Origin of the sequence: Photobacterium aquae, assembly GCF_001029445.1 — a bacterium.
GTDB classification, from domain to species: domain Bacteria; phylum Pseudomonadota; class Gammaproteobacteria; order Enterobacterales; family Vibrionaceae; genus Photobacterium; species Photobacterium aquae.
The window spans coordinates 152,457-173,362 of sequence record NZ_LDOT01000020.1 but is presented as its reverse complement, the minus strand read 5'-3'; the positions used below and the strand labels follow the sequence as shown (position 1 = coordinate 173,362).

Below are 20,906 nucleotides of genomic sequence, written 5' to 3'. Positions count from 1 at the left end.
TAGCTGTTGCTGATACTACCCAATTCTACCCTAACTTAACACCTGAACACAGGCTCTTTACACCTTTTCTGGTACAGGTAATACGTCTTACAAACGTTAGGGTAAAATCAAAATGTCTAAATTTTACGCGCTTCAAAATAAATCGAACGTTAACAGCAGTATTTACTAAAGAACCCAAAAAATAAAGCACAAAATTCAAGTTATCCAGCCACTTACCCAATACAAGTAGAATTCTGTGACAGAGTTAAATTTTCTACAGACTCTTCTTTAAATTACAATAACTTAAAATTGCGACACCCGTTGAAATAAACTATCCAGCCTCCGAATTCAGCCTTATAGATTATATATTTCATCAACTAATCATGCAGTTAGCGTGCATCTACATAACAGTAGAAACTCATAGCCACGGCTGTTCAACGTATCAAGAAATCTATACACCGACCATGGATAGGCACTGCTGACGATTTTATTTTGACCAATTTACCCTACAGTATTGTTCATAACCGCCCAACAATAAATACAAACAAACGTGACATACATATCGCAACGGTCAACTCAACAGATAGACGATGAAGAAAATAACGTCAACGACGACAACCTCTGGTTAAGGGTTAGACGTCTAGATGTAAAGGTTTCCTTTCTGTATTCGCTTCATGTATTATTGCGCGCGCTAAAGTCTACCGCCTTATACCTTCGCAGACTGCCCGCTTCCCTGAGCGGCTTCGAAGGAGTGACAGCTCTTGCAAAAATGGATAATTGCATTCTGGCGATACCAGCCACGGCCGGCCTTGTTTTCGCGTATCTGCCCTGTCAGGAAACTGGCATTGTAGTGTCAGAAAAAATGGTAGGCAAAATAACAAGATTGCAAATATCCAAATGAAGGTTATGTCATGAATCTATCCGCTAAGACAGTTGTGCTTATTGCTATCGGGGCTGCCCTGTATGGCATTGGCGGCCTGCCTATGTTCGGCATCCCTGTCTTTGCCAACACTACCCTCAAACCCGCAATGGCAGTGCTTGCATTGTTCGGCGTGCTATTCGGCCCATTAGTGGGTTTCCTCGTCGGCTTTATCGGCCATTGGGTCACAGACCTGTTCGCAGGCTGGGGGGTATGGATCACTTGGGTTCTGGGTTCAGGTATCGTAGGTCTTCTTATTGGCCTCTACCCTAAAATCACCCGTAATCGCCTTGAAAAAGGGCTATTCGGCAAACTCGATTTCACCTTGTTCGTTGTCCTAGCATTCCTCGGTAACGTCTTGGGATATGGAACGTCCGCCTTCCTCGACGCCGTTCTCTACGCCGAACCCTTTACCAAAGTATTGGCTCAGCTCACCATTATCGCGGCTGGCAATACTGTGTTGATCGCAATTGTTGGTCATTTCATCTTATCCGCTGTTGCCAAGCGCAAGCAGCAAGGCTACAACCTCAAAGAGGCTTACTAACCGTATGTCTATTCAGTTTTCAAATTTCTCGTTCAAATATTGGGCGCTCGAGCAGCCGACCCTAAAAAACATCAACCTAACGATCGAGAAAGGTGAGAAGGTTGTAATTATCGGTCCAAGCGGTAGTGGTAAATCAACCTTGGGCCAATGCCTTAACGGCCTGATCCCATTTGCGGTAAAAGGCGATATTAGCGGCTCGCTCACTATTAATGGTAGCGAAACCCAACACATGGATCTGCACAAATGTACCAATATGGTTGGTACTGTTTTGCAGGATACCGATGGTCAATTCGTTGGCCTGAGCATTGGTGAAGATATTGCCTTTGCCCTTGAAAATCAGATGATTGCACCAGGCCCAATGCATGAAATTGTACGCGAAACAGCAGCAATGCTTGAGCTTGATGACATGCTAGAGCTCTCTCCTTTCGAGTTGAGTGGCGGCCAGAAGCAACGGGTATCGCTTGCGGGTGTAATGGTTGATGATGTCGAGATTTTGCTTTTCGACGAACCTCTCGCTAGCCTCGATCCGCATACAGGCCGTGCCACTATCGAAATCATCGATCGCTTGCACCGTGAAACAGAAAAAACCGTTGTAATCATCGAACACCGCCTAGAAGACGTTCTACACTGCCATGTTGACCGCGTTATCCTGATGGATCGCGGTGAGATCATCGCCAACATGACACCGGATGAAATTCTGGCAAGCCCGCTGCTGGCTAAACACGGTATCCGCGAACCTCTATATCTGTCTGCTATGAAGGCTGCTGGCTGCATCATTACAGCCGACGACAAACCTGCTCATTTGGCATCAATGGATATCGAACGCTTCAAGCCACAGCTATTGAGCTGGTTCGAGCAGCAAGTACCGAACAACCCAACCGTTAATCTGAAATCATTGCTTGGCGTCTCCCAGTTGGGCTATTCATACGATGGTCACCGTGCCACCTTGGATGACATAACCTTCACCGTGCAAGAAGGTGAATTTGTTTCAATCCTTGGCAAAAACGGATCGGGCAAATCGACAATTACTCGTTTGATTATGGGCGTACTGGAACCCGATACCGGTAGTATCCACTTCAACGGTGTTGATCTGGCTGAACGCTCTATTTTCGAACGAAGCCAAGACATCGGGATTGTTCTGCAGAACCCGAACCATATGATTTCGCACCATATGATTTTCGACGAGGTCGCTTCAGGGCTACGCAACCGCGGTGTATCTGAAACCGAGATCAAAGAAAAAGTAATGGCAACGCTGGAACTCTGTGGCCTTGGTCGCTATCACCATTGGCCCGTCGATGCACTGAGCTATGGTCAGAAAAAACGCGTAACCATTGCCAGCATTCTGGTTTTGGAACCTAAACTGCTTATTCTGGATGAGCCGACGGCGGGGCAAGATTACCGTCACTACACGGCAATGATGAGCTTCATCCGCGAGCTTAACCAAAAACTCGGAATCACCATCCTGATCATTTCGCACGACATGCATCTGGTACTGGAATACACCGAACGCGCCATCGTAATTGCTGACAGCAAGCTGCTTGTTGATGAGCCAGTGAACCGTATTTTCAGCCAACCAGACCTGCTGGCTCAGGCGAACCTGACAGAAACTAGCCTCTATACCCTTGGCAAAGTGCTAGGTATTGAGCGTATCGACAACTTTATTCATTGCTTCATCAACCATGAGGCAAACGCACAATAATGAAAACCAACAAAATTAAATTCGGTATCAGCTATATCAATACCGGCTCACCGCTTCATGCCCTCAATGGTATTACCAAGTTCATCCTGTTTATGGCATGGGTGACCATGGTACTGATCACCTTCGATATCCGTATCATCAGCTTGATGATCCTTATCGGCCTAGGTCTACTGAAGCTCTCCCGCGTCCCTTTTGCCTCTTACAAAACGCTCATGACAGGGACAGCGACTGTACTGATGATGAACGCCGTCTTCATGTTCCTTATTGCCCCGCAACAAGGTACTGAATACATCGGTAGTGAAACGGTTTTGCTGGCGGCAGGGCACTATTCTCTAACCAGCGAAACCTTGTTCTACCTGCTGGCAGTGACCATGAAATACTTCAGCATGTTCCCTATTGCTCTCGTATTTGTGTTTACTACGCACCCAACAGAGTTCTCAGCGAGTCTGAATAAACTCGGCGTACCTTACCGTATAGCCTATGCCGTAAGCCTGACATTGCGCTACTTGCCAGAAGTAACCAAAGACTTCATCAATATCATGCATGCACAACAAGCACGTGGCGTTGATATTTCAAAGAAGGCATCTGTGCTGACTCGAATCAAAAACGTTGCCAAGATCTTGGGCCCTCTGATTTTCTCAAGCCTAGATCGCGCTGACGTAATTTCGAATGCAATGACACTTCGTGGCTTTGGCCGTAACCCTCGCAGAACATGGTACAGCTTGAAGCCTCTGACAGCCGTGGATTATGCCACCCTTGCAATTATTGCCATCGTACTTGGGTTGGGGATTTTCTACCGCTACCAGTCTGCACAGCTATTCTGGTACCCGTTCTAATCTTTTTGTGAGCAGGCAAGCTTTTGCCTGCTCACCCCTTCTCCCCCCATGCCATTCCCCCCTTCCCTAACGACACCTGCCTCCATCTTGCTCGTTTGCAAACCATTGCTTGTCAATGCTACGTTTGACTTGCTCTTTTTATCACTACGCTGAACCAAGCGTGTGATTTAAACGTATTCAAAGCATTAACTTGCAGGGGAAATACGATGAAAAACAAATCACCAACGGGCACCCTGTCACGCGATTACAGCAGTACCCGCAATGACCAGAGCTATGCCAAAGTCCCCAAAAGCCGACTATCACGAATGAGCCGACTAGGTTTGCTGGCCTCCAAAGTGGCAGGTGGTATGATGGCAGAAGGCGTAAAGCAACTGGCAAGCGGAAACCGTCTTCGTATCAACGACTTGTTGCTTACCCCGGCCAATGCTAAGCGGGTTGCCGATCAGCTTGCACAATTACGCGGTGCTGCAATGAAAGTAGGCCAGCTTCTGTCAATGGATGCCGGTGATCTCCTACCTCCGGAACTGACGATCCTACTTGCCAGATTGCGTTCAGAAGCCAAGGCTATGCCCATCTCTCAACTCAACCAACTCCTCCAGCACGAATGGGATATTGACTGGCAAGACAGATTCCAGCGCTTTTCCTTCCAGCCGATTGCCGCAGCGTCTATCGGTCAGGTACACAAGGCAACGAGCCTTACAGGCCACCCGCTTGCATTGAAAATCCAATACCCTGGAATAAAAGAGAGCATAGACAGTGACGTAGACAATGTCGCCAGCTTACTGAGCCTATCAGGCCTACTCCCCAAAGACATCGACTACACTGATCTCCTCAATGAAGCAAAAAAACAGCTCCATGACGAGGCTGACTATCGCCTAGAAGCCGACTTACTCAACCAATACCGCAGCTTGTTGGCCCATGACCCACGCTATGTCATTCCTGAGGTATACAACGAGCTGACGACAGACAGAATTTTGGCCATGAGCTATGTCGATGGCCTGCCCGTCGAAAGCCTTACCAATGCCCCTCAAGAGACCCGCAACCATATTGTCAACCTTGCTTTCGAACTGTTATTCAGAGAACTGTTCGACTTCCATTTAGTTCAAACCGATCCTAACTTTGCCAACTTCCTCTATCAGCCAGAGCAAAATAAATTAGTTTTGCTCGATTTCGGCGCAACGCGTCATTATCCGAAGCACGTTGCATCAGGCTATCGAATGCTGCTCAGCGCAGTGATCGATAATGACCGTGATACGATGAACCTTGCCCTGCGAAAAATCGGCTTCTTTAGCCAGCCGATAACTCAGTCTCAGCAAAATGCCGTCATTGAGCTCTGCCTCGAAGCCTGCGAGCCGATCACCCAAAACGGTATTTTTGATTTCGGACAATCTGATCTCGCTAGCAGGATCCGCGATGCAGGAACAGCCCTGAGCATGAAGGAAAACTACTGGCACACACCACCTGCCGATGCCATTTTTTTTCACCGCAAGCTCGGGGGGCTTTATCTTCTGGCAGCGCGGCTCAATGCCCGGGTTAATATCCGCGAGTTATTTGAACCATACCGAATCCAAGCCTACTCTGAGATCTGCCATCCCTAAAATCTATCCGGCAAGATGACAGTGCCCTCTCAGAAAAGGAGCTAGAACGTACATGAAGGTACATCGAGGCATAACGCGCAGTATAATTGCACTTTGGCGCTTGCTCGCTAGCATGACATTAATGCTAACTATACTAATGCCTCTTTATACTAGGGCATCACCCACGGAAGTACTCCGCTCGACCAGCGTTGGCATGAATTACCTCGTGGAGAAAATTGCTGATGTCGACGCCGTCCCATGGGGACTGGCGTGGTTTGACAAGGAGCACCTCCTAATTACGACCCGCTCAGGTACCCTCACCAAGCTCAATATTAATACCAGCCAACAGCAACCTATTACGGGATTGCCTGCAATTGATGAATTCGGTCAAGGCGGGTTACTTGATGTCGCCATTCCACCATCACATGACGGCTCAATAAGATGGATTTACTTCACATACAGTAAGCATCTAGGCGATAGACGTTACGCAACGACACTGAGCCGAGCAAGACTAGCAACAACACAACTCCTAGACTGGCAGGCTCTGATCATTACTCGCTCAGCCAGCGACTCCTCTCGGCATTTTGGCAGTCGAATAGCTTTTGATGGCAAAGGACACCTGTTTTTCTCCATCGGCGATCGTGGCCATCGCCCAAACGGCCAAGATCTCACCACTCATGCAGGGAGCATTTTGCGGCTCAACCTTGATGGGTCGATACCCGACGATAACCCTTTCCGGCAGCCACCAGCTTCCGAAACCTCGCCTGCCCCACAACCGGAAATCTGGAGCTACGGCCATAGAAACCCTCAGGGGCTCGCTTTTGACCCACAGCATAATCGGCTGTGGTCCAATGAACACGGCCCCCGTGGTGGTGACGAGATAAACCTCATCCGACGAGGCAACAACTATGGCTGGCCGATTACTTCCCACGGCAAAGAATACTGGGGCCCCCTCGCAGTCGGTGAAGCCAAAATAAAAGAGGGGATACATTCCCCGCAACTTGTCTATACCCCCTCCATCGCGCCAGGCAGCCTACTTGTCTATAACGGTCCGGCTTTTCCGGCATGGCAAGGTCAGCTCTTCAATAGCGCACTCAAACTACGCCACCTCAACCGCGTGAGTGTTTCATCCCAGCTGATACTTCGTGAGGAAGAGCGCTTGCTAAGCACTCTCGATGAGCGAATTCGGGCGCTGATTAGCGATCCAGCAGGCTGGATCTACTTCAGTACCGACTCTGGTGGCATATTCAGGATCCGGCCAGCAAACTAACATCGCATCATGCATATTATGCATAAACTTATTGAATATTTGTCATTTGAGTCATGCTATTGAATCTTCTATCATCCGGCCTCTTTTTTTTGCATTGAGGCTTTGATGTTTTCCCAATCTCTCACCGCCCAACTCATCCGTATGGGGCTATTGCTGGCTTTGACGCTATTTAGCGTCCATCACTGCCAGCCATTGCTCGATGCTTTGGCTGAGCATGCAATGAGCAGTGGCTGCCATCAGCAAAACTCAAGCGAACCCAATTTTTCCGGACTATAAACATGAGTATTTTTCGTTTCCCTCTACTGGTATGGATGGGAATAGGGACATTGATCATTAGCCTAGGGATCAGGCAGTCTTTTGGTATCTTCATGATGCCGATTTCCATGCACTTTGATACCGGTCGGGAATTTTTCAGCTTAGCGATTGCCGTACAGAACCTGATGTTCGGTGCCTTCCAGCCGTTTGTCGGCATGGCGGCCGATCGCTGGGGCGCCCAAAAGGTGATGTGGACAGGGGCTATTGCCTACGCGTTGGGCTTATATCTCACTTCCATCGCTCTTGAGCCAGGCTGGCTGTATCTCTCCCTTGGTACATTAGTCGGTTTAGGACTAAGTGCAACGAGCTATGTAATCGTACTGGGTGCGGTGGCAAAAGTCGTACCTGCCGAGCATACCGCCAAAGCCTTCGGCCTAACTACAGCAGCAGGGTCATTCGGCATGTTTGCCGTGATCCCAGGTGCACAATACCTGCTGAGCGAATTCAACTGGCAGACCGCGTTGCAAGTATTTGCCATGCTATGCGGCTTGATGATGGCTTTCTCTTGCTTTATGAACGCCAAAAATACAGCTGCGGCTAATACTGCATCTGCCGACAACGAACTCACCTTGCGACAGGCTCTGCGCGATGCTTTCCATCACCGAGGTTACTGGCTGATCCACATGGGGTTCTTTGTCTGTGGTTTCCATGTCATGTTTATTGCCACTCACCTGCCTAGCTACCTCGCTGACAAAGGGCTACCAGCCACAACAGCTGCGATGGCACTGGCTTATGTCGGTATTTTTAATATCTTCGGTAGCTATTTCTGGGGGGTGATGGGAGATAAATTCAGCAAACGCTATGTGATGTGTGCTTTGTATCTTATCCGTACCCTAGTTATCGCGGGATTTGTTGTTTTACCTGTCACCACTGAAACTGCCGCCTTGTTCGGCGGTGCCATTGGTTTCTGCTGGCTGGGTACCGTCCCACTGACCTCCGGTCTAGTTCGACAAATTTTTGGCCCTCGCTACATGTCGACACTGTATGGTCTGGTGTTTTTCACCCACCAAGTCGGCAGCTTCCTCGGCGCATGGTTTGGCGGACGAATCTATGACTATTACGGTAGCTATGAACCAATTTGGTGGACAACCGTGGTACTGGCTTTCCTTGCGGCACTGATCCATTTGCCAGTCAACGATAAACCAATCTACCAACCGGCAAACGCATAAACGGCATTAATAAAAAACGGGCAGTCTCCTGCCCGTTTTCCTGTTCAACACTTACAAACCGTCTCTCAGCATTTACACTTTGAATTGAGAGACCAAGCCATCCAAGGTGGCACTTTGGCTTGCCAAGCCCTCACAGGCTTTCTGAGCACTTTGAATATTGTGAAGTGTTTCCTCACAAGCAGTCACAATACCACGGATATTTTCACTCAAATTCCCGGTTACCACTGTCTGTTGCTCAGCGGCTGTCGCTACCTGATGATTCACATAGCTGATCATAGTAATAGAATCGCTCATCGTATCCAACGCCGTATTGGTCTGCTGCGCCCGTTCAACTGTCGTCGTACCCGCTTCGGAATTATTGCGCATCGCATCGACCGACTGACCAACAGTATCTTGCAGTTTCTCTATCATGGTATGAATTTCGCTGGTACATGATTGAGTTTTGTTCGCTAGTGAGCGAACTTCATCAGCAACAACAGCAAATCCACGACCTTGCTCGCCGGCACGGGCTGCCTCGATAGCCGCATTCAGTGCCAATAAATTAGTTTGATCGGCAATTCCGCGAATCACTTCAAGAATAGAAGAAATAGCCGCAACATCTTTCTCTAGCTCCTGAATAACAGCACTTGATTCATCAATATCATTGGCAAGCTGACCAATCGCTGCAACCGACTCTGCGAGTGTTACCTGCACCGTTTGCGACTGATCACTAATAGAGCCGGTTACTCTAGCCGCTTCTGCAGCGTGACCGCTAACACTCTGGCTAGTTGCCGTTAATTCATGTGCCGCTGACTCTACCTCATTGCACTGTGATTGTTGGGAGTGGCATGAATCAAGCACCTGTGCTGCCAAGGTACTCACATGGGCCGCATCCGTACGGACATGGTGAGAAGCGGTCACTACTTTAGCAAGGGTGTTATGAATTTTATCGACGAACGTATTAAACGCCGTGGCCAATTGACCGATCTCATCGCGTCCCGTTACCGGTACCCGCGTAGACAAATCACCATCACCCGCAGAGATATCCTCCAGAGCTTTGGTAAGTTGCTGCAACGGATTAACAATCACACGAGTAATTACCAAGGTAACAAATACAGACATCAAAAGAGTAATAATGGCACCAACCAACAGTGTATTGTTTGTCGTTTCACTATGCGCCTGAACCTCATTCACCAAGGCTTCACGATGAGTTTCAATGTCTTTACGCACTACCTTAAGTAGCTTGCGAATTGCCTCGAAATCTTTTTCCGCTATCGCTTCATTGTCATAATAATAATCCCGAGCCAAATCAGGATTATTAATCATATAATCATAATGTTTTTGCCACTTATCAAATTCTTGCTCGAGTTTCTTGATGTTGCCTCGGCTGGCTTCAGGCAAAAAGCCGATGTCGACCAATTGATGTACAGAGGAAATTCGTGGGAAGGCTTTCGGGGCATTATCATAAAAATTAAAACGATGGAGCTCGATACTGGCCGTATCATGAGGTTTAGTTAATGCCATCCCCATCCCTGCTGCCATAATCTGGTACATATCCCGGTATGCATCTTCCAGCTTATCTAACACAGGTTGCACTTTTTGGCTTAATAATTCATTGGCTTGTTGCTGATCATTATGGACAACAAACACCTGGGCAATTAATCCCGAAAATACAATTGCGACAATTGCGACAGGGATCGCCAGTTTATATTTAAAACTTATATTATTTAGCCAATTCATACTGCTCCGTCGTCCCTAAGAATAATAAATTAGAATATTTTGCAAAAATACTTAAAAGCTATTGTTATTAATACCTTTTACCACTTTTGCAATGGCTGAAAAAACAAATTTACGAATCGTCATAATGAGCATGAAACATCGTTAAATTGTGTTTTTAATTAATCGCCCACTTATTAATATGAAACCACGAGCATTTTATGTGAAGCCCCCCCCCACATTTCCGTGACTAGATATGAAAAAAGCCCCCTGCATTGAGGGGGCTTGAGTGAAATAAGTAACAAATTCCGTAATATTACAAATGCTCACCACGACGCAGCGCATCAATTCGCTTATCCAACGGTGGGTGCGTCATAAATAATTCTGATAACGATTTTTTACCATTAATACCGAATGCCATCATCGAACCTTCCAACTGAGATTCGTGACTCATTTTCAGACGCTCAAGTGCAGCAATCATTTTCTCTTTACCCACAAGGTGGGCTGAACCTGCATCAGCCTTAAACTCACGGTGGCGGCTATACCACATGGTCAGAATGCTGGCCAAGAAACCAAATAGTAATTCCATGATCGATGACACGATAAAGTAGGTCATGTAGCTGCCACCTTCACCCTCTTCATCATTGTTATTCACACCGCTGATCGCACCGGCCACCAAACGTGATACAAAAATAACGAAAGTATTCACCACACCTTGCATCAAGGTCATGGTCACCATATCACCATTGGCAATATGACTGATTTCGTGAGCCAATACCGCTTCAGCCTCATCACGTGTCATGCTGTGTAGCAAACCCGTAGAAACTGCAACCAAGGAATCATCACGCTTTGCTCCTGTCGCAAAAGCGTTAATATCCGCTGAGTCGTATACCGCTACCGTTGGCATACCAATACCCGACTGCTGTGCCTGACGAGATACGGTTTCCATCAACCAATGCTCTGTTTCATTGCGTGGGTGCTCAATAACCATGCCACCAACAGAACGCAAGGCCATCGACTTCGACATAAATAGCGAAATCAATGAACCACCAAAGCCGAACAATACCGCCATGACCAGCAAACCTGACAGACTACCCGGCTGCATTCCTGTAACGGCATAGATAATGTTCAGGACAACACTGAATACCAGCAACACAGCAAGGTTGGTTGCCAAAAACAATGCAATACGTTTCATAATATAACTCTTTACTCCAAAAGAGGGACGATGCTCACAATATACCAATAACCAATACGATATTGTTAATTCTGTGACCCATGATGTAATTGATATTAATAGTATGGTCGTTGAAATGAAAAACAAGTGGAAGTGTAAAATTGTTACGTTTCGTTAGAGTTTAAACAATGAAAGTCAGCAGTATTATCACTAAAAGCTTATACCTTAGACTTTGGTCTTATTGCTTACTGACTAATTCTGCTCTATCGTCGCAATTATACTGACACGCTATAACATCTCATCAAGGAGGAATGATGGCAGATCATGAAAACTACCGGGTAGCCATTGACATTTTACGCTGTCATCTTGGCATGTCTGCTGAAGAAGCCCGTAAGGAACTCGGCCTAGATCAAGAAACAAATCAACACGAAGCCGAATCACAAGGTGCATTACTCGACTTGCTGAATAAAAGTTAGTTTTGACTCATTTCTATTTAAGCCTCTCTTTTGAGAGGCTTTTTTCATTGCGTTGCACATAAAATGTGATATACATCACCGTACAGATCCCATTCAGGCGCAGTTCTTATAATTGCAACTGTCTTTTTCTTTTACATTTTTGGAATCACTATGCAGTCCATCGCAACCGAATCCATGCAGGAAATAGCGCCGTCAAATACTAAACGCAATCCGTTAATTGAAAGCCTATCGCTCTTCGCCTACTTCGCACTGCTATTAGGCTGTACCGGATTAGCCATCCATGCTGATGTCATCCTGCTACACGGCACGGTACAAGACAACTCCGTTATCGAGAGCCTACAAGACGTTTATTTGCTTACTAGCTGTCTTCTATTCATTACTGTGGCTGTTCGCCAACCAAGGCAACGAGGATTTGCAGTCCTAGTCGGTGGTTTCTTTGCCGTTCTGCTAATTAGAGAGCTCGATGGTGTGCTTGATTACGTATACCACGGCTTTTGGAAAGTCCCAGCGCTTATCGTCTCGGGCTATGCTATTTGGTTTGCATACAAGCACAAGCAAGATACCCTCAACGACTTAGCCCGCTACTTACAGCATCCGACATTCAGTTTAATGTTGGGCGGCATGGCTTCTCTGCTGATCTTTTCCCGTATTTTTGGTATGTCTGAACTATGGCAAGCACTGATGGGAGATAATTATATCCATAGTGTCAAAAACCTTGCCGAAGAAGGTGTTGAGTTACTCTCCTATACGCTAATCGTATTTGCAGCAGGCTGGTATACCCTCCCGCAATTATTTCGCAAAGCTCCTACAGACATTCATTAATAAAAAAAACCTGCCGAGGCAGGTTTTTTTATATCCATTTCTATCACAATCCGAGTGGTGCAAGATCAATATACTTAGACAGATCGCGCTTTTTAATACCTGGCATATACGGGATTTCACCCAGTTTCTTACCCGGCAAATTCTCCTCAAGCATACGAATGATTTCTGCATAGTTGTCTGTGCCAGGGTTAATTCGGTTGGCAATCCATCCAACTAACTCCAAACCATCGTGCTTAATTGCTTCGGCGGTCAGTAATGCGTGACTCAAACAACCGAGCTTCACCCCCACCACCAAAACAACCGGCAATTTTTCACGTTTCACCCAGCTAGACAAAAAGTCATCGCGAGTCACAGGTACACGCCAGCCACCAGCCCCCTCAATCAGAACCACGTCAGATTTTTGCTTCAGGTGCTCAAGCCCTTTAGAGATGACATCAAAATCAATCACTCTCTCTTCTTGAATCGCCGCCAAATGCGGAGAGACAGGGGCTTCAAAAGCATACGGATTCACTTCATCGTAAGCCAGTTCGACGACAGAGGCATCTTGAATATATAAGGCATCAGAATTACGCATGCCCTCTGCTGTCAGTACACTGCCTGAGGCAACAGGTTTGTAACCCGCCATCTTGATATTCGCGCTGGCTGCCGCATGAAGAATAGCGCGCGAGGCAACAGTCTTACCCACTTCAGTATCGGTACCTGTTACAAAGAAAGCGTTAGTCATTAATAATCACTCCAAAACAGACTTGGTATGTTGCTGGCAGTTGTCCATTCTCATGACGAAACACATTATAGGCACTTTCAAGATCCAGAATCGTCTTACGACCCGCCAAGCCAGCCTTCCGCCCCTGCTGCAAATGCGTTGCGCCAATCCCCTTCAGATCCCTCATGAGTTCAACTGCCGAGTTGAAATACAATGTAATTGGAGAAAATTCTAGGTCATAGCGCATACATCCCGCTTGCGCCAGCGCAACTTTTACTGCCTTTTGAGAAAGAAAGCTATTCACATGTTGATATTGATCAACCTGCTGCCATGCCTGAGTTAGCTCATCCAGTGACCCCTCGACTAAAGTCGTAAACACAATCAGCCCACCGTGCCTCACTACGCGTTTCAATTCCTTAAGGGGCGTAGCTAGGTCATCACACCACTGCAAGGCAAGGCTACTAAATGCAATATCATATGTACTGTCGGCCATTGGCAACGCTTCGGCATCTGCCAGGATATAATTCACCTGATTACCACACCGCAGCCTCGCCTGCTCAAGCATTTCCGGCGACAAATCAACCGCATCAACCTGTAGCCCCCGCGATGATATTTGCTGACTAAAAAAGCCTGTGCCACACCCCAAATCCAGTACACGCGTACCCGTTGCAATCACTGAGGGCAGCTTTGCCAATAAACGCCCCCCAACCTGCCGTTGAAAAGACGCCGCTTTGTCATAATCTTTCGCAGCACGCCCAAATGCCAAGGCAATCGCTTGTTTGTCTACCGAGGGGCATTCAGTCCCCCCCGATTGGCTATTTTGCACTGTTGCTACGGATAGTTTTTTATTCATCATCCATTACCTCGTTCAATGCCGTTGCCAACTGCTCAACATGACCCACGCTATGCGCCGCAGTCAGGGTTATACGCAGCCGAGCCCCATTGACCGGTACAGTGGGAGGCCGAATCGCAGCAACCCAAAACCCTTTGCGCCTCAACGACGACGATAACGACAGTGCCCTCTCACTACTGCCGACGACAAGCGGTTTTATCGGTGTCTGGGTATCAATCAGCCCGACACCGTGCTTTAGCTGACCGGATAAGCATTCCGACAATTCAGCGAGCTTTTCGCGCCGCCACTGATCGCGCTGTATCATTTCACATGAGACTCCCAACGCATGAGCCTGTGCCGGCGGCATGGCCGTTGAGTAAATATAGTGCCGAGCAAACTGAATTAAATACTCGGCAATCTCCTGCGAACACATTACTGCGGCCCCCTGTAACCCAAAGGCCTTACCGAAGGTAACCACTAGAATATCAGGCTTAATTCCTGCCAGCTCACAACTGCCGCGACCGTCATTACCCAGAACACCGCACCCATGAGCATCATCCACCAGCATCATACTTTGGGCATTGAGACTCAGAGCCCTGATATCAGCCAGTGGGGACATGTCGCCATCCATACTGAAAACACCTTCGGTGACGACTATCGATGCCTGCTCTGGCGCTAAACGCGCAAGCAACTTTGCTAATGACGCTGTATCATTATGGGCAAAACGGCGCATCACCGCTGACGATAAAATGCCAGCCTCCATCAAAGAAGCATGATTAAGCCTGTCTTGAAACAGCACATCTGAATCATCAAGCAAGGTGAATAACAATGCCTGATTGGCAGCGAAGCCACTGCTGAACAACAAGGCTCGCTCAAACCCTAGCCATTCGCACAGCCGAGATTCTAAATTACGATGGGGAACATGCTGACCGGTAACAAGAGGTGATGCACCACTTCCAGCCCCGAAGCGGGCCAACCCGTCCTGCCATGCGGAAATCAATTCTGCCGATTGCGCCAGCCCTAGGTAATCATTACTGGAAAAATTTAAATATGGCTGTTCATCACAATAAATATTAGGCTGATTTGCCAACCGGCATACTGTGTTCGGATTGCGGTAAAGGCCCAGAGCCTTACGCTGGCCTAACGCTTGCTGTATCCGTGCACTATAGTGATGCGTCATAGAACATATCGTCTTTTCCCGGCCGTGAAGCAACACGTACCGCAACTTGCCCTAGAATTTCTTCAGCCTGAACCTCATCGGGTTTCGCGACCTGTTCCTGACGGTTAATGCCAAGCTTGGCGAAAAGTTGCATATCTTTGTCTTCGCCGGGATTCGGTGTCGTCAGCAGCTTGCAGCCATAAAAGACCGAATTTGCCCCCGCCATAAAGCACAAGGCTTGCATTTGCTCATTCATATCTTCTCGCCCGGCCGACAAACGCACTGCTGATTGCGGCATAATGATTCTGGCCACGGCGATAATGCGGATAAAATCAAAGGGATCGACATCTTCTGCAGATTCGAGCGGCGTCCCCTTGACTTTAACCAGCATGTTAATCGGCACACTCTCCGGATGCGTTGGAAGATTCGCCAGTTCTACCAGCAAGCCTGCACGATCGCGGTGGCTTTCCCCCATACCAATGATCCCGCCAGAGCAAATTTTCATCCCCGCATCACGAACATGGCTCAAGGTATCCAGACGATCCTGATAAGTCCGAGTCGTGATGATATTGCCGTAGAATTCCGGCGAGGTATCGAGATTATGGTTGTAGTAATCAAGACCGGCCTGTGCCAGCTCATTGGCCTGCGCCCCCGTAATCATCCCAAGAGTCATACAGGTTTCCAAGCCCATCGATTTTACGCCCTTGACCATATCCAACAGATAGGGCATATCACGCTCTTTGGGATTTTTCCAAGCAGCCCCCATACAAAAACGCGTGGCTCCCGAGGACTTGGCCTTTTGCGCCGCATCCAGAACTCGCTCCACTTCAAGCAGACGTTCACGCTCAATATCAGTACGGTAGTGGGCACTCTGCGGGCAGTATTTGCAATCTTCAGGACAAGCACCCGTTTTAATAGAAAGCAAGGTGCTCACCTGAACCTTATTGGCCTCATGATATTGGCGATGCACCAACTGTGCCTCGAACAACAAATCCATGAACGGTTTTTCAAACAAGGCTTGAACTTCCTCGACTGTCCAGTCATGATGTACTTCCACGTGTAATAACCTCTTATTTTTATTAGTTATTTATATAAGACAAGTCCCAAATCAGCACAGTGGCGAGCCACTCGAGACGATCTTTATCAAACTAACTTATCTGCTTATTGATACTTGGCTAGTCTACTGGGAGACGGTAGACTGTCAACCACCAACAAGGAACAAGGTTTACATCTGTGCTAAAAATAACCAACTCTATTGATCTCCAATTTGACCAACAGCATATCTGGCACCCCTACACATCGACGGTCTCACCGCTCCCCTGCTACCCGGTCAGTCGAGCTGACGGGGTTTACCTAACCTTAGAAGACGGTAGAAAGATCATTGATGGAATGTCGTCATGGTGGTCAACCATACATGGCTATAACCATCCAGATCTCAACAACGCCGCCAAAGCACAAATAGACCAGATGTCCCATGTTATGTTTGGCGGAATTACCCACCAGCCCGCTGTCGAGCTGTGCAAGAAACTGATCGATATCACGCCCTCTACACTCCAGCACGTATTCCTCGCCGATTCTGGCTCTGTCGCCGTCGAAGTCGCCCTGAAAATGGCTCTTCAGTATTGGCACAGCAAAGGTCAACGCCGGCCGAAATTTCTTACCGTTCGTCACGGCTACCATGGCGATACATTTGCCGCCATGTCGGTAACTGATCCCGATAATTCAATGCACTCCCTGTACAAAGGTTTCTTACCCGAGCATATCTTTGCCGAGTCACCACAAGGGGGATTCTTCGAGCCGTGGCAAGAACAGGATATTGAGGACTTCAAGGAAAAAATAACGACTCACAGCCAAGAAATTGCCGCGGTGATCATCGAACCTATCGTACAAGGTGCAGGAGGGATGCGGATCTACCACCCGACATTCCTCAGCAAGGTACGTCAGCTGTGTGACCAACATGGAATACTGCTCATCGTTGATGAAATTGCGACGGGATTTGGCCGAACCGGAAAATTATTTGCGTGTGAGCACGCGGGGATCACACCGGATATCATGTGTCTGGGTAAAGCGCTGACTGGTGGATATATGACACTGTCTGCGACCTTGACCACATCTCATGTCGCAGACACGGTATGCAATGGCGAAGCAGGATGCTTCATGCATGGCCCTACCTTCATGGGCAATCCATTGGCCTGTGCGGTCGCCAATGCAAGCCTCGATATATTGGCTAAGAATCACTGGAAAGAACAGGTAAAAAGCATTGAAAAACAACTTGCTGATACCCTCCCGGCACTAACAAGACTCGGCAATGTAAAAGCCGTTCGATGGTTAGGTGCAATTGGCGTGGTAGAGCTACACTGCCCTGTAGATTTGGCGGTTATTCAAGAAGTATTTGTCGACAACGGTGTATGGATTCGCCCATTTGGCACACTTGTCTACATAATGCCTCCTTTTATTATTAATCAACAAGAACTTAGCAAATTAACTTCTGCCATTGAACAAGCATTGCAATAGTATCGAAAAGCAGACAACACCCGAGATCTGTCTGCTTATACTTTTTCTGAACGTTATAGCACGTTAGAACGTACCCAATAATATGTAACGTCAGTAAAGGCTAAAATTATGCAATTACCACTTTTTCCATTACAGATTTACCTGCTGCCCGGCGGCGTCAGCAAACTACGAATTTTTGAACCCCGCTACACTCGCCTTGTGAAATTAGCCATGGCATCCAGCGATGGCTTTGGGCTCTGCATGAAAGATGATACTAATCTATGTCACTTTGGTACCCGGGCAATCATCACCGATTTTGAAAAATTGCCTGATGGACTCTTAGGTATCACGGTCAAGGGTATCGAAAAATTTGTAATCAACAGACATTGGAAGGAAGACGACGGATTGCGGTTTGGTGATATCACTATGTTAACCAACTGGACACCGGCCGACATTAAGTTTGTCGACAGAGATATATCAAACAGCCTGAAAGCCCTGTTCGATGAATATCCTGAGCATGCCGCGCAATACCCAATCCCCGATTACAATGACATGACATGGGTATGCCAGCGCTGGTTGGAATTACTCCCACTAGAGACCAACCAGAAGCAATGGTTCATGAGCCGCAGTGATCATCGTGCTGCACTCTCATTTCTTCATAATGTGATAGATGAGCAACTAAAAAAAGATCTGTAGCAAAAGCATTTAATGTCTGTGGATGTGTTTTTTAACAAAGACTTATTAATATTTTATTGTTTAATTCGAGAATTCCGTGTCCAAAACAATATATATTTACTCTAAAATAAATTCATATTTTTCGAATAGACAATCAGAAAGCACAAATAAAATCGCATATGGCGTACCTAAGCGCTCATGAACAAGACAAATTTATCGCCTTATTTTAATCAACTGTCTCTCTTTGAATATTTTGAGTAAACCACCAACCTCTAATTAGCCTTCAATCAACTTCATCAATAAATGGCCGTCGTACATCGCCTGCTTAACCAAGGCTGCCCCCGGCATGGTGGCTTGGGTGTAGAAGCAACTTTGCTCAATCACTAACCCCTTATTGTACAGCGGTAATGACTGAGTACGGATACATTCCATAATCGCAGGGTACAGCACTGATTTAGCGCGATTAAATTCGCCTCCAATCAGTACCTTGTCAGGATTGAACAAATTAACCATAATCGCAATGGCCTGACCAAGGTGGTGGCCAAGCTCAACGATGATCTGCCTTGCCAGAGTGTCTCCAGATACGGCAGCATCACAAATGCCCTCGATGGTCAGCACCTTGCCATGCAGGCTTGAGGGATGCCCCTCACGAAGTCTCAACTCCACTTGCTCGATAACCGCCTTCAAGCTCGCCACCGTTTCCAAGCAACCATGATTGCCACAAAAACAACGTTTGCCATACGGCTTAATCTGAATATGGCCTAATTCACCGACATTGCCCATTCTGCCCGACAAGACCATATTATCCAGCACGATACCAGCACCTACACCGTGGTGAATCGAAACAAGCAGCGAGTTGGCCACATCTCGTGAATTACCAAATAGTTTTTCGGCCAAGGCCCATGAGCGGGTATCGTTCCCGATAAATACCGGCAACCCCGTCGCATCATGAATAGCAGGGCCAAGCTCTAGGTTATGCACTTCGTAATAAGGCATCTGCAATACCACTCCCGTCTCGGCATTCACAAGACCCGGAAGTGATACGGCTATAGCGGTGATTCGATCAAGCTCGCTAACATGGCGGGCAAAGAAAGAGTGGATTTCTTCTATCAGTTTCTTCAGCACTTCGTCTTGATGAAGAACATCAAGATTCTGTCGCTCCTCGACCAATATATCCCCTCCCTGTTCATGCAAGGCAATGGTCATATAACCACGACCCAAACGCATCGACAAAAACTGCCATCCTTCATTGGCAGGAACCAGACCTATCGCGGGACGGCCTCGGTTCGACGATTCTTGAATCGCTGTCTCTTTGATCAAATGCGCTTCTATCAATTCCCGAGTGATCTTGGTGATACTGGCAGGAGCCAACTGGCTGCGCTTCGACAGTTCGATGCGTGAAATTGGAGCATACTGGTCAATTAGCTTGTACACGCTGCCAGCATTATTTCTTTTAATATGATCAATATGACCGGGCTGGGCGACGTACATGCCAAACTCCTGAAAAAATAAAAGTAATTGCTAACGAATTTTTTTACTTTGCGAACTAATTGTGAAGCCAAAGTTTTTTGCTACGTGATAGCTGTCACAGGGAAATATGAAATATTTAGGAAAATTTGCTCTCTGTAACATAAATCCATAATTATGCGGCTGCTTATTTCAGCAATAAAATTTATGGGAGCCTCAACACGGATCCCGATACCATCGTTAGCTCTAGCTGGTATAATCCGCAGTCAATCTTTTACCACCACGAGGTTAGCGGTGTACAAAATTAACGAAGTATTTGAAACCATTCAAGGTGAAGGCGTATTCACTGGCATGCCCGCCATTTTCGTACGTTTGCAAATTTGCCCTGTCGGGTGTTCATGGTGCGATACGAAACAAACGTGGAGTGCCGAACCGCAAGATCAGACCACTATTGAAACGGTGATGGCCAAACGAGGCGATTCACCACTATGGTGTGAGCTAGATGCAGATGGCGTCGTTAAACTACTTCAAGATCAAAAATATACCGCAAAACATGTTGTTATTACTGGTGGCGAGCCTTGTATCTATGATTTGATACCGCTTACCACGGCTCTCGAGAATGCTGGATTCCATTGTCAGATCGAAACCAGCGGGACATCCGAGATCCTCGCAACCGCAGATACCTGGGTCACCGTCTCACCCAAAATCAATATGAAGGGCAAATTGCCAGTATTGGCCAGCGCTTTGGCGCGAGCAGATGAAATCAAACATCCAGTCGGTACTGAAAAAGACATCGAGCAACTGGATGCCCTGCTTGCCGGAAAAACCCTCAAACCCAAGGTCAACATCGCCCTTCAGCCTATCAGCCAAAAACCACGCGCGACCGAGTTGTGCATCGAAACCTGCATCAAACGCAACTGGCGCCTGTCTATCCAAACACACAAATACCTGGCTATTGCCTAACTTCCTGCCCTGATTCTCCGGCAGCCGTCTTAACAACAAGACGGCTGCATTATCCTCAAGACCATTTTCAATTCCGGCAATCGCCCTCCTCCCCATCACTATACTCAATCAAAAACCTATTACCGATGCTACTGCCTCG

19 protein-coding genes are annotated in these 20,906 nt (G+C 47.3%); 12 read left to right on the top strand and 7 right to left on the bottom strand.

What is annotated here, in order from left to right; translation table 11 throughout:
* The first annotated feature begins 890 nt into the window (after nucleotides 1–890).
* From ABT56_RS14035 to ABT56_RS14010, 7 genes are all read left to right on the top strand, one after another.
* On the top strand, nucleotides 891–1,442 hold the full coding sequence (locus ABT56_RS14035; RefSeq protein WP_047879508.1) for an ECF-type riboflavin transporter substrate-binding protein: 552 nt from the start codon (nucleotides 891–893) through the stop codon (nucleotides 1,440–1,442).
* A gap of 4 nt (nucleotides 1,443–1,446) precedes the next feature.
* Nucleotides 1,447–3,141 (top strand): ABC transporter ATP-binding protein, encoded by a 1,695-nt coding sequence (locus ABT56_RS14030; RefSeq protein ID WP_047879507.1) that lies wholly within the window; start codon nucleotides 1,447–1,449, stop codon nucleotides 3,139–3,141.
* Nucleotides 3,141–3,977: an energy-coupling factor transporter transmembrane component T family protein gene (locus ABT56_RS14025; RefSeq protein WP_047879506.1), complete on the top strand. Its 837-nt coding sequence runs from the start codon at nucleotides 3,141–3,143 to the stop codon at nucleotides 3,975–3,977. Before ABT56_RS14030 ends, ABT56_RS14025 begins: the two co-directional genes overlap by 1 nt.
* A gap of 305 nt (nucleotides 3,978–4,282) precedes the next feature.
* Nucleotides 4,283–5,575, top strand: a complete 1,293-nt coding sequence (locus ABT56_RS14020; RefSeq protein ID WP_047879533.1) for an ABC1 kinase family protein — start codon at nucleotides 4,283–4,285, stop codon at nucleotides 5,573–5,575.
* 193 nt (nucleotides 5,576–5,768) lie between these two features.
* Nucleotides 5,769–6,824 (top strand): PQQ-dependent sugar dehydrogenase, encoded by a 1,056-nt coding sequence (locus tag ABT56_RS14015; protein ID WP_240478316.1) that lies wholly within the window; start codon nucleotides 5,769–5,771, stop codon nucleotides 6,822–6,824.
* Between the two features lie 105 nt (nucleotides 6,825–6,929).
* Entirely contained in the window at nucleotides 6,930–7,100 is a 171-nt protein-coding gene (locus ABT56_RS24210) for a hypothetical protein (protein WP_169753917.1), read from the top strand.
* Between the two features lie 2 nt (nucleotides 7,101–7,102).
* Nucleotides 7,103–8,308: an MFS transporter gene (locus ABT56_RS14010; RefSeq protein ID WP_047879505.1), complete on the top strand. Its 1,206-nt coding sequence runs from the start codon at nucleotides 7,103–7,105 to the stop codon at nucleotides 8,306–8,308.
* Nucleotides 8,309–8,380: 72 nt separating this feature from the next.
* Here ABT56_RS14010 and ABT56_RS24430 read toward each other — a convergent pair whose 3' ends face one another.
* Both ABT56_RS24430 and htpX read right to left on the bottom strand, forming a co-directional pair.
* Nucleotides 8,381–10,027, bottom strand: a complete 1,647-nt coding sequence (locus ABT56_RS24430) for a methyl-accepting chemotaxis protein (RefSeq protein WP_047879504.1) — start codon at nucleotides 10,025–10,027, stop codon at nucleotides 8,381–8,383.
* Nucleotides 10,028–10,319: 292 nt separating this feature from the next.
* A complete protein-coding gene (gene htpX, locus ABT56_RS14000; protein ID WP_047879503.1) occupies nucleotides 10,320–11,198 on the bottom strand; it encodes a protease HtpX in 879 nt (292 codons plus the stop codon).
* Nucleotides 11,199–11,491: 293 nt separating this feature from the next.
* On the opposite strand from htpX, the gene ABT56_RS24200 reads away from it, so the two are divergent.
* Both ABT56_RS24200 and ABT56_RS13990 read left to right on the top strand, forming a co-directional pair.
* Nucleotides 11,492–11,653 carry a hypothetical protein gene (locus tag ABT56_RS24200; RefSeq protein ID WP_047879502.1) on the top strand — a complete coding sequence of 54 codons (162 nt, stop codon included), beginning with the start codon at nucleotides 11,492–11,494 and terminating at the stop codon, nucleotides 11,651–11,653.
* A gap of 150 nt (nucleotides 11,654–11,803) precedes the next feature.
* On the top strand, nucleotides 11,804–12,475 hold the full coding sequence (locus ABT56_RS13990) for a hypothetical protein (RefSeq protein WP_053062498.1): 672 nt from the start codon (nucleotides 11,804–11,806) through the stop codon (nucleotides 12,473–12,475).
* Between the two features lie 43 nt (nucleotides 12,476–12,518).
* Here the strand turns inward: ABT56_RS13990 and bioD are convergent, their stop codons facing one another.
* Genes bioD through bioB form a run of 4 tightly spaced genes read right to left on the bottom strand, consistent with a single transcriptional unit; the run spans nucleotide 12,519 to nucleotide 16,226 of the window.
* A complete protein-coding gene (gene bioD / locus ABT56_RS13985) occupies nucleotides 12,519–13,199 on the bottom strand; it encodes a dethiobiotin synthase (RefSeq protein ID WP_047879501.1) in 681 nt (226 codons plus the stop codon).
* Entirely contained in the window at nucleotides 13,192–14,031 is an 840-nt protein-coding gene (gene bioC / locus ABT56_RS13980) for a malonyl-ACP O-methyltransferase BioC (protein ID WP_420835128.1), read from the bottom strand. The genes bioD and bioC overlap by 8 nt, the downstream gene beginning before the upstream one ends.
* A complete protein-coding gene (gene bioF / locus ABT56_RS13975) occupies nucleotides 14,024–15,190 on the bottom strand; it encodes an 8-amino-7-oxononanoate synthase (RefSeq protein ID WP_047879499.1) in 1,167 nt (388 codons plus the stop codon). The genes bioC and bioF overlap by 8 nt, the downstream gene beginning before the upstream one ends.
* Entirely contained in the window at nucleotides 15,174–16,226 is a 1,053-nt protein-coding gene (bioB, locus tag ABT56_RS13970) for a biotin synthase BioB (protein WP_047879498.1), read from the bottom strand. The genes bioF and bioB overlap by 17 nt, the downstream gene beginning before the upstream one ends.
* 176 nt (nucleotides 16,227–16,402) lie before the next feature.
* Between bioB and bioA the strand changes: the two genes are divergently transcribed.
* Together bioA and ABT56_RS13960 are read left to right on the top strand one after the other, a co-directional pair.
* On the top strand, nucleotides 16,403–17,683 hold the full coding sequence (gene bioA / locus ABT56_RS13965) for an adenosylmethionine--8-amino-7-oxononanoate transaminase (protein ID WP_157037854.1): 1,281 nt from the start codon (nucleotides 16,403–16,405) through the stop codon (nucleotides 17,681–17,683).
* Nucleotides 17,684–17,791: 108 nt separating this feature from the next.
* Nucleotides 17,792–18,358: an LON peptidase substrate-binding domain-containing protein gene (locus ABT56_RS13960; protein ID WP_047879497.1), complete on the top strand. Its 567-nt coding sequence runs from the start codon at nucleotides 17,792–17,794 to the stop codon at nucleotides 18,356–18,358.
* A gap of 255 nt (nucleotides 18,359–18,613) precedes the next feature.
* Here ABT56_RS13960 and mlc read toward each other — a convergent pair whose 3' ends face one another.
* Complete coding sequence (gene mlc / locus ABT56_RS13955) at nucleotides 18,614–19,828, bottom strand: sugar metabolism global transcriptional regulator Mlc (RefSeq protein WP_047879496.1); 1,215 nt, start codon at nucleotides 19,826–19,828, stop codon at nucleotides 18,614–18,616.
* Between the two features lie 270 nt (nucleotides 19,829–20,098).
* Between mlc and queE the strand changes: the two genes are divergently transcribed.
* Nucleotides 20,099–20,767: a 7-carboxy-7-deazaguanine synthase QueE gene (gene queE, locus ABT56_RS13950; RefSeq protein ID WP_047879495.1), complete on the top strand. Its 669-nt coding sequence runs from the start codon at nucleotides 20,099–20,101 to the stop codon at nucleotides 20,765–20,767.
* Nucleotides 20,768–20,906: the final 139 nt, after the last annotated feature.

Bases quoted from the DNA above. Each gene is read 5' to 3' on its own strand.
- ABT56_RS14035 (WP_047879508.1), top strand. From the start codon at position 891: ATGAATCTATCCGCTAAGACAGTTGTGCTTATTGCTATCGGGGCTGCC.
- ABT56_RS14030 (WP_047879507.1), top strand. From the start codon at position 1,447: ATGTCTATTCAGTTTTCAAATTTCTCGTTCAAATATTGGGCGCTCGAG.
- ABT56_RS14025 (WP_047879506.1), top strand. From the start codon at position 3,141: ATGAAAACCAACAAAATTAAATTCGGTATCAGCTATATCAATACCGGC.
- ABT56_RS14020 (WP_047879533.1), top strand. From the start codon at position 4,283: ATGAGCCGACTAGGTTTGCTGGCCTCCAAAGTGGCAGGTGGTATGATG.
- ABT56_RS14015 (WP_240478316.1), top strand. From the start codon at position 5,769: ATGAATTACCTCGTGGAGAAAATTGCTGATGTCGACGCCGTCCCATGG.
- ABT56_RS24210 (WP_169753917.1), top strand. From the start codon at position 6,930: ATGTTTTCCCAATCTCTCACCGCCCAACTCATCCGTATGGGGCTATTG.
- ABT56_RS14010 (WP_047879505.1), top strand. From the start codon at position 7,103: ATGAGTATTTTTCGTTTCCCTCTACTGGTATGGATGGGAATAGGGACA.
- ABT56_RS24430 (WP_047879504.1), bottom strand. From the start codon at position 10,027: ATGAATTGGCTAAATAATATAAGTTTTAAATATAAACTGGCGATCCCT.
- htpX (WP_047879503.1), bottom strand. From the start codon at position 11,198: ATGAAACGTATTGCATTGTTTTTGGCAACCAACCTTGCTGTGTTGCTG.
- ABT56_RS24200 (WP_047879502.1), top strand. From the start codon at position 11,492: ATGGCAGATCATGAAAACTACCGGGTAGCCATTGACATTTTACGCTGT.
- ABT56_RS13990 (WP_053062498.1), top strand. From the start codon at position 11,804: ATGCAGTCCATCGCAACCGAATCCATGCAGGAAATAGCGCCGTCAAAT.
- bioD (WP_047879501.1), bottom strand. From the start codon at position 13,199: ATGACTAACGCTTTCTTTGTAACAGGTACCGATACTGAAGTGGGTAAG.
- bioC (WP_420835128.1), bottom strand. From the start codon at position 14,031: ATGAATAAAAAACTATCCGTAGCAACAGTGCAAAATAGCCAATCGGGG.
- bioF (WP_047879499.1), bottom strand. From the start codon at position 15,190: ATGACGCATCACTATAGTGCACGGATACAGCAAGCGTTAGGCCAGCGT.
- ABT56_RS13960 (WP_047879497.1), top strand. From the start codon at position 17,792: ATGCAATTACCACTTTTTCCATTACAGATTTACCTGCTGCCCGGCGGC.
- mlc (WP_047879496.1), bottom strand. From the start codon at position 19,828: ATGTACGTCGCCCAGCCCGGTCATATTGATCATATTAAAAGAAATAAT.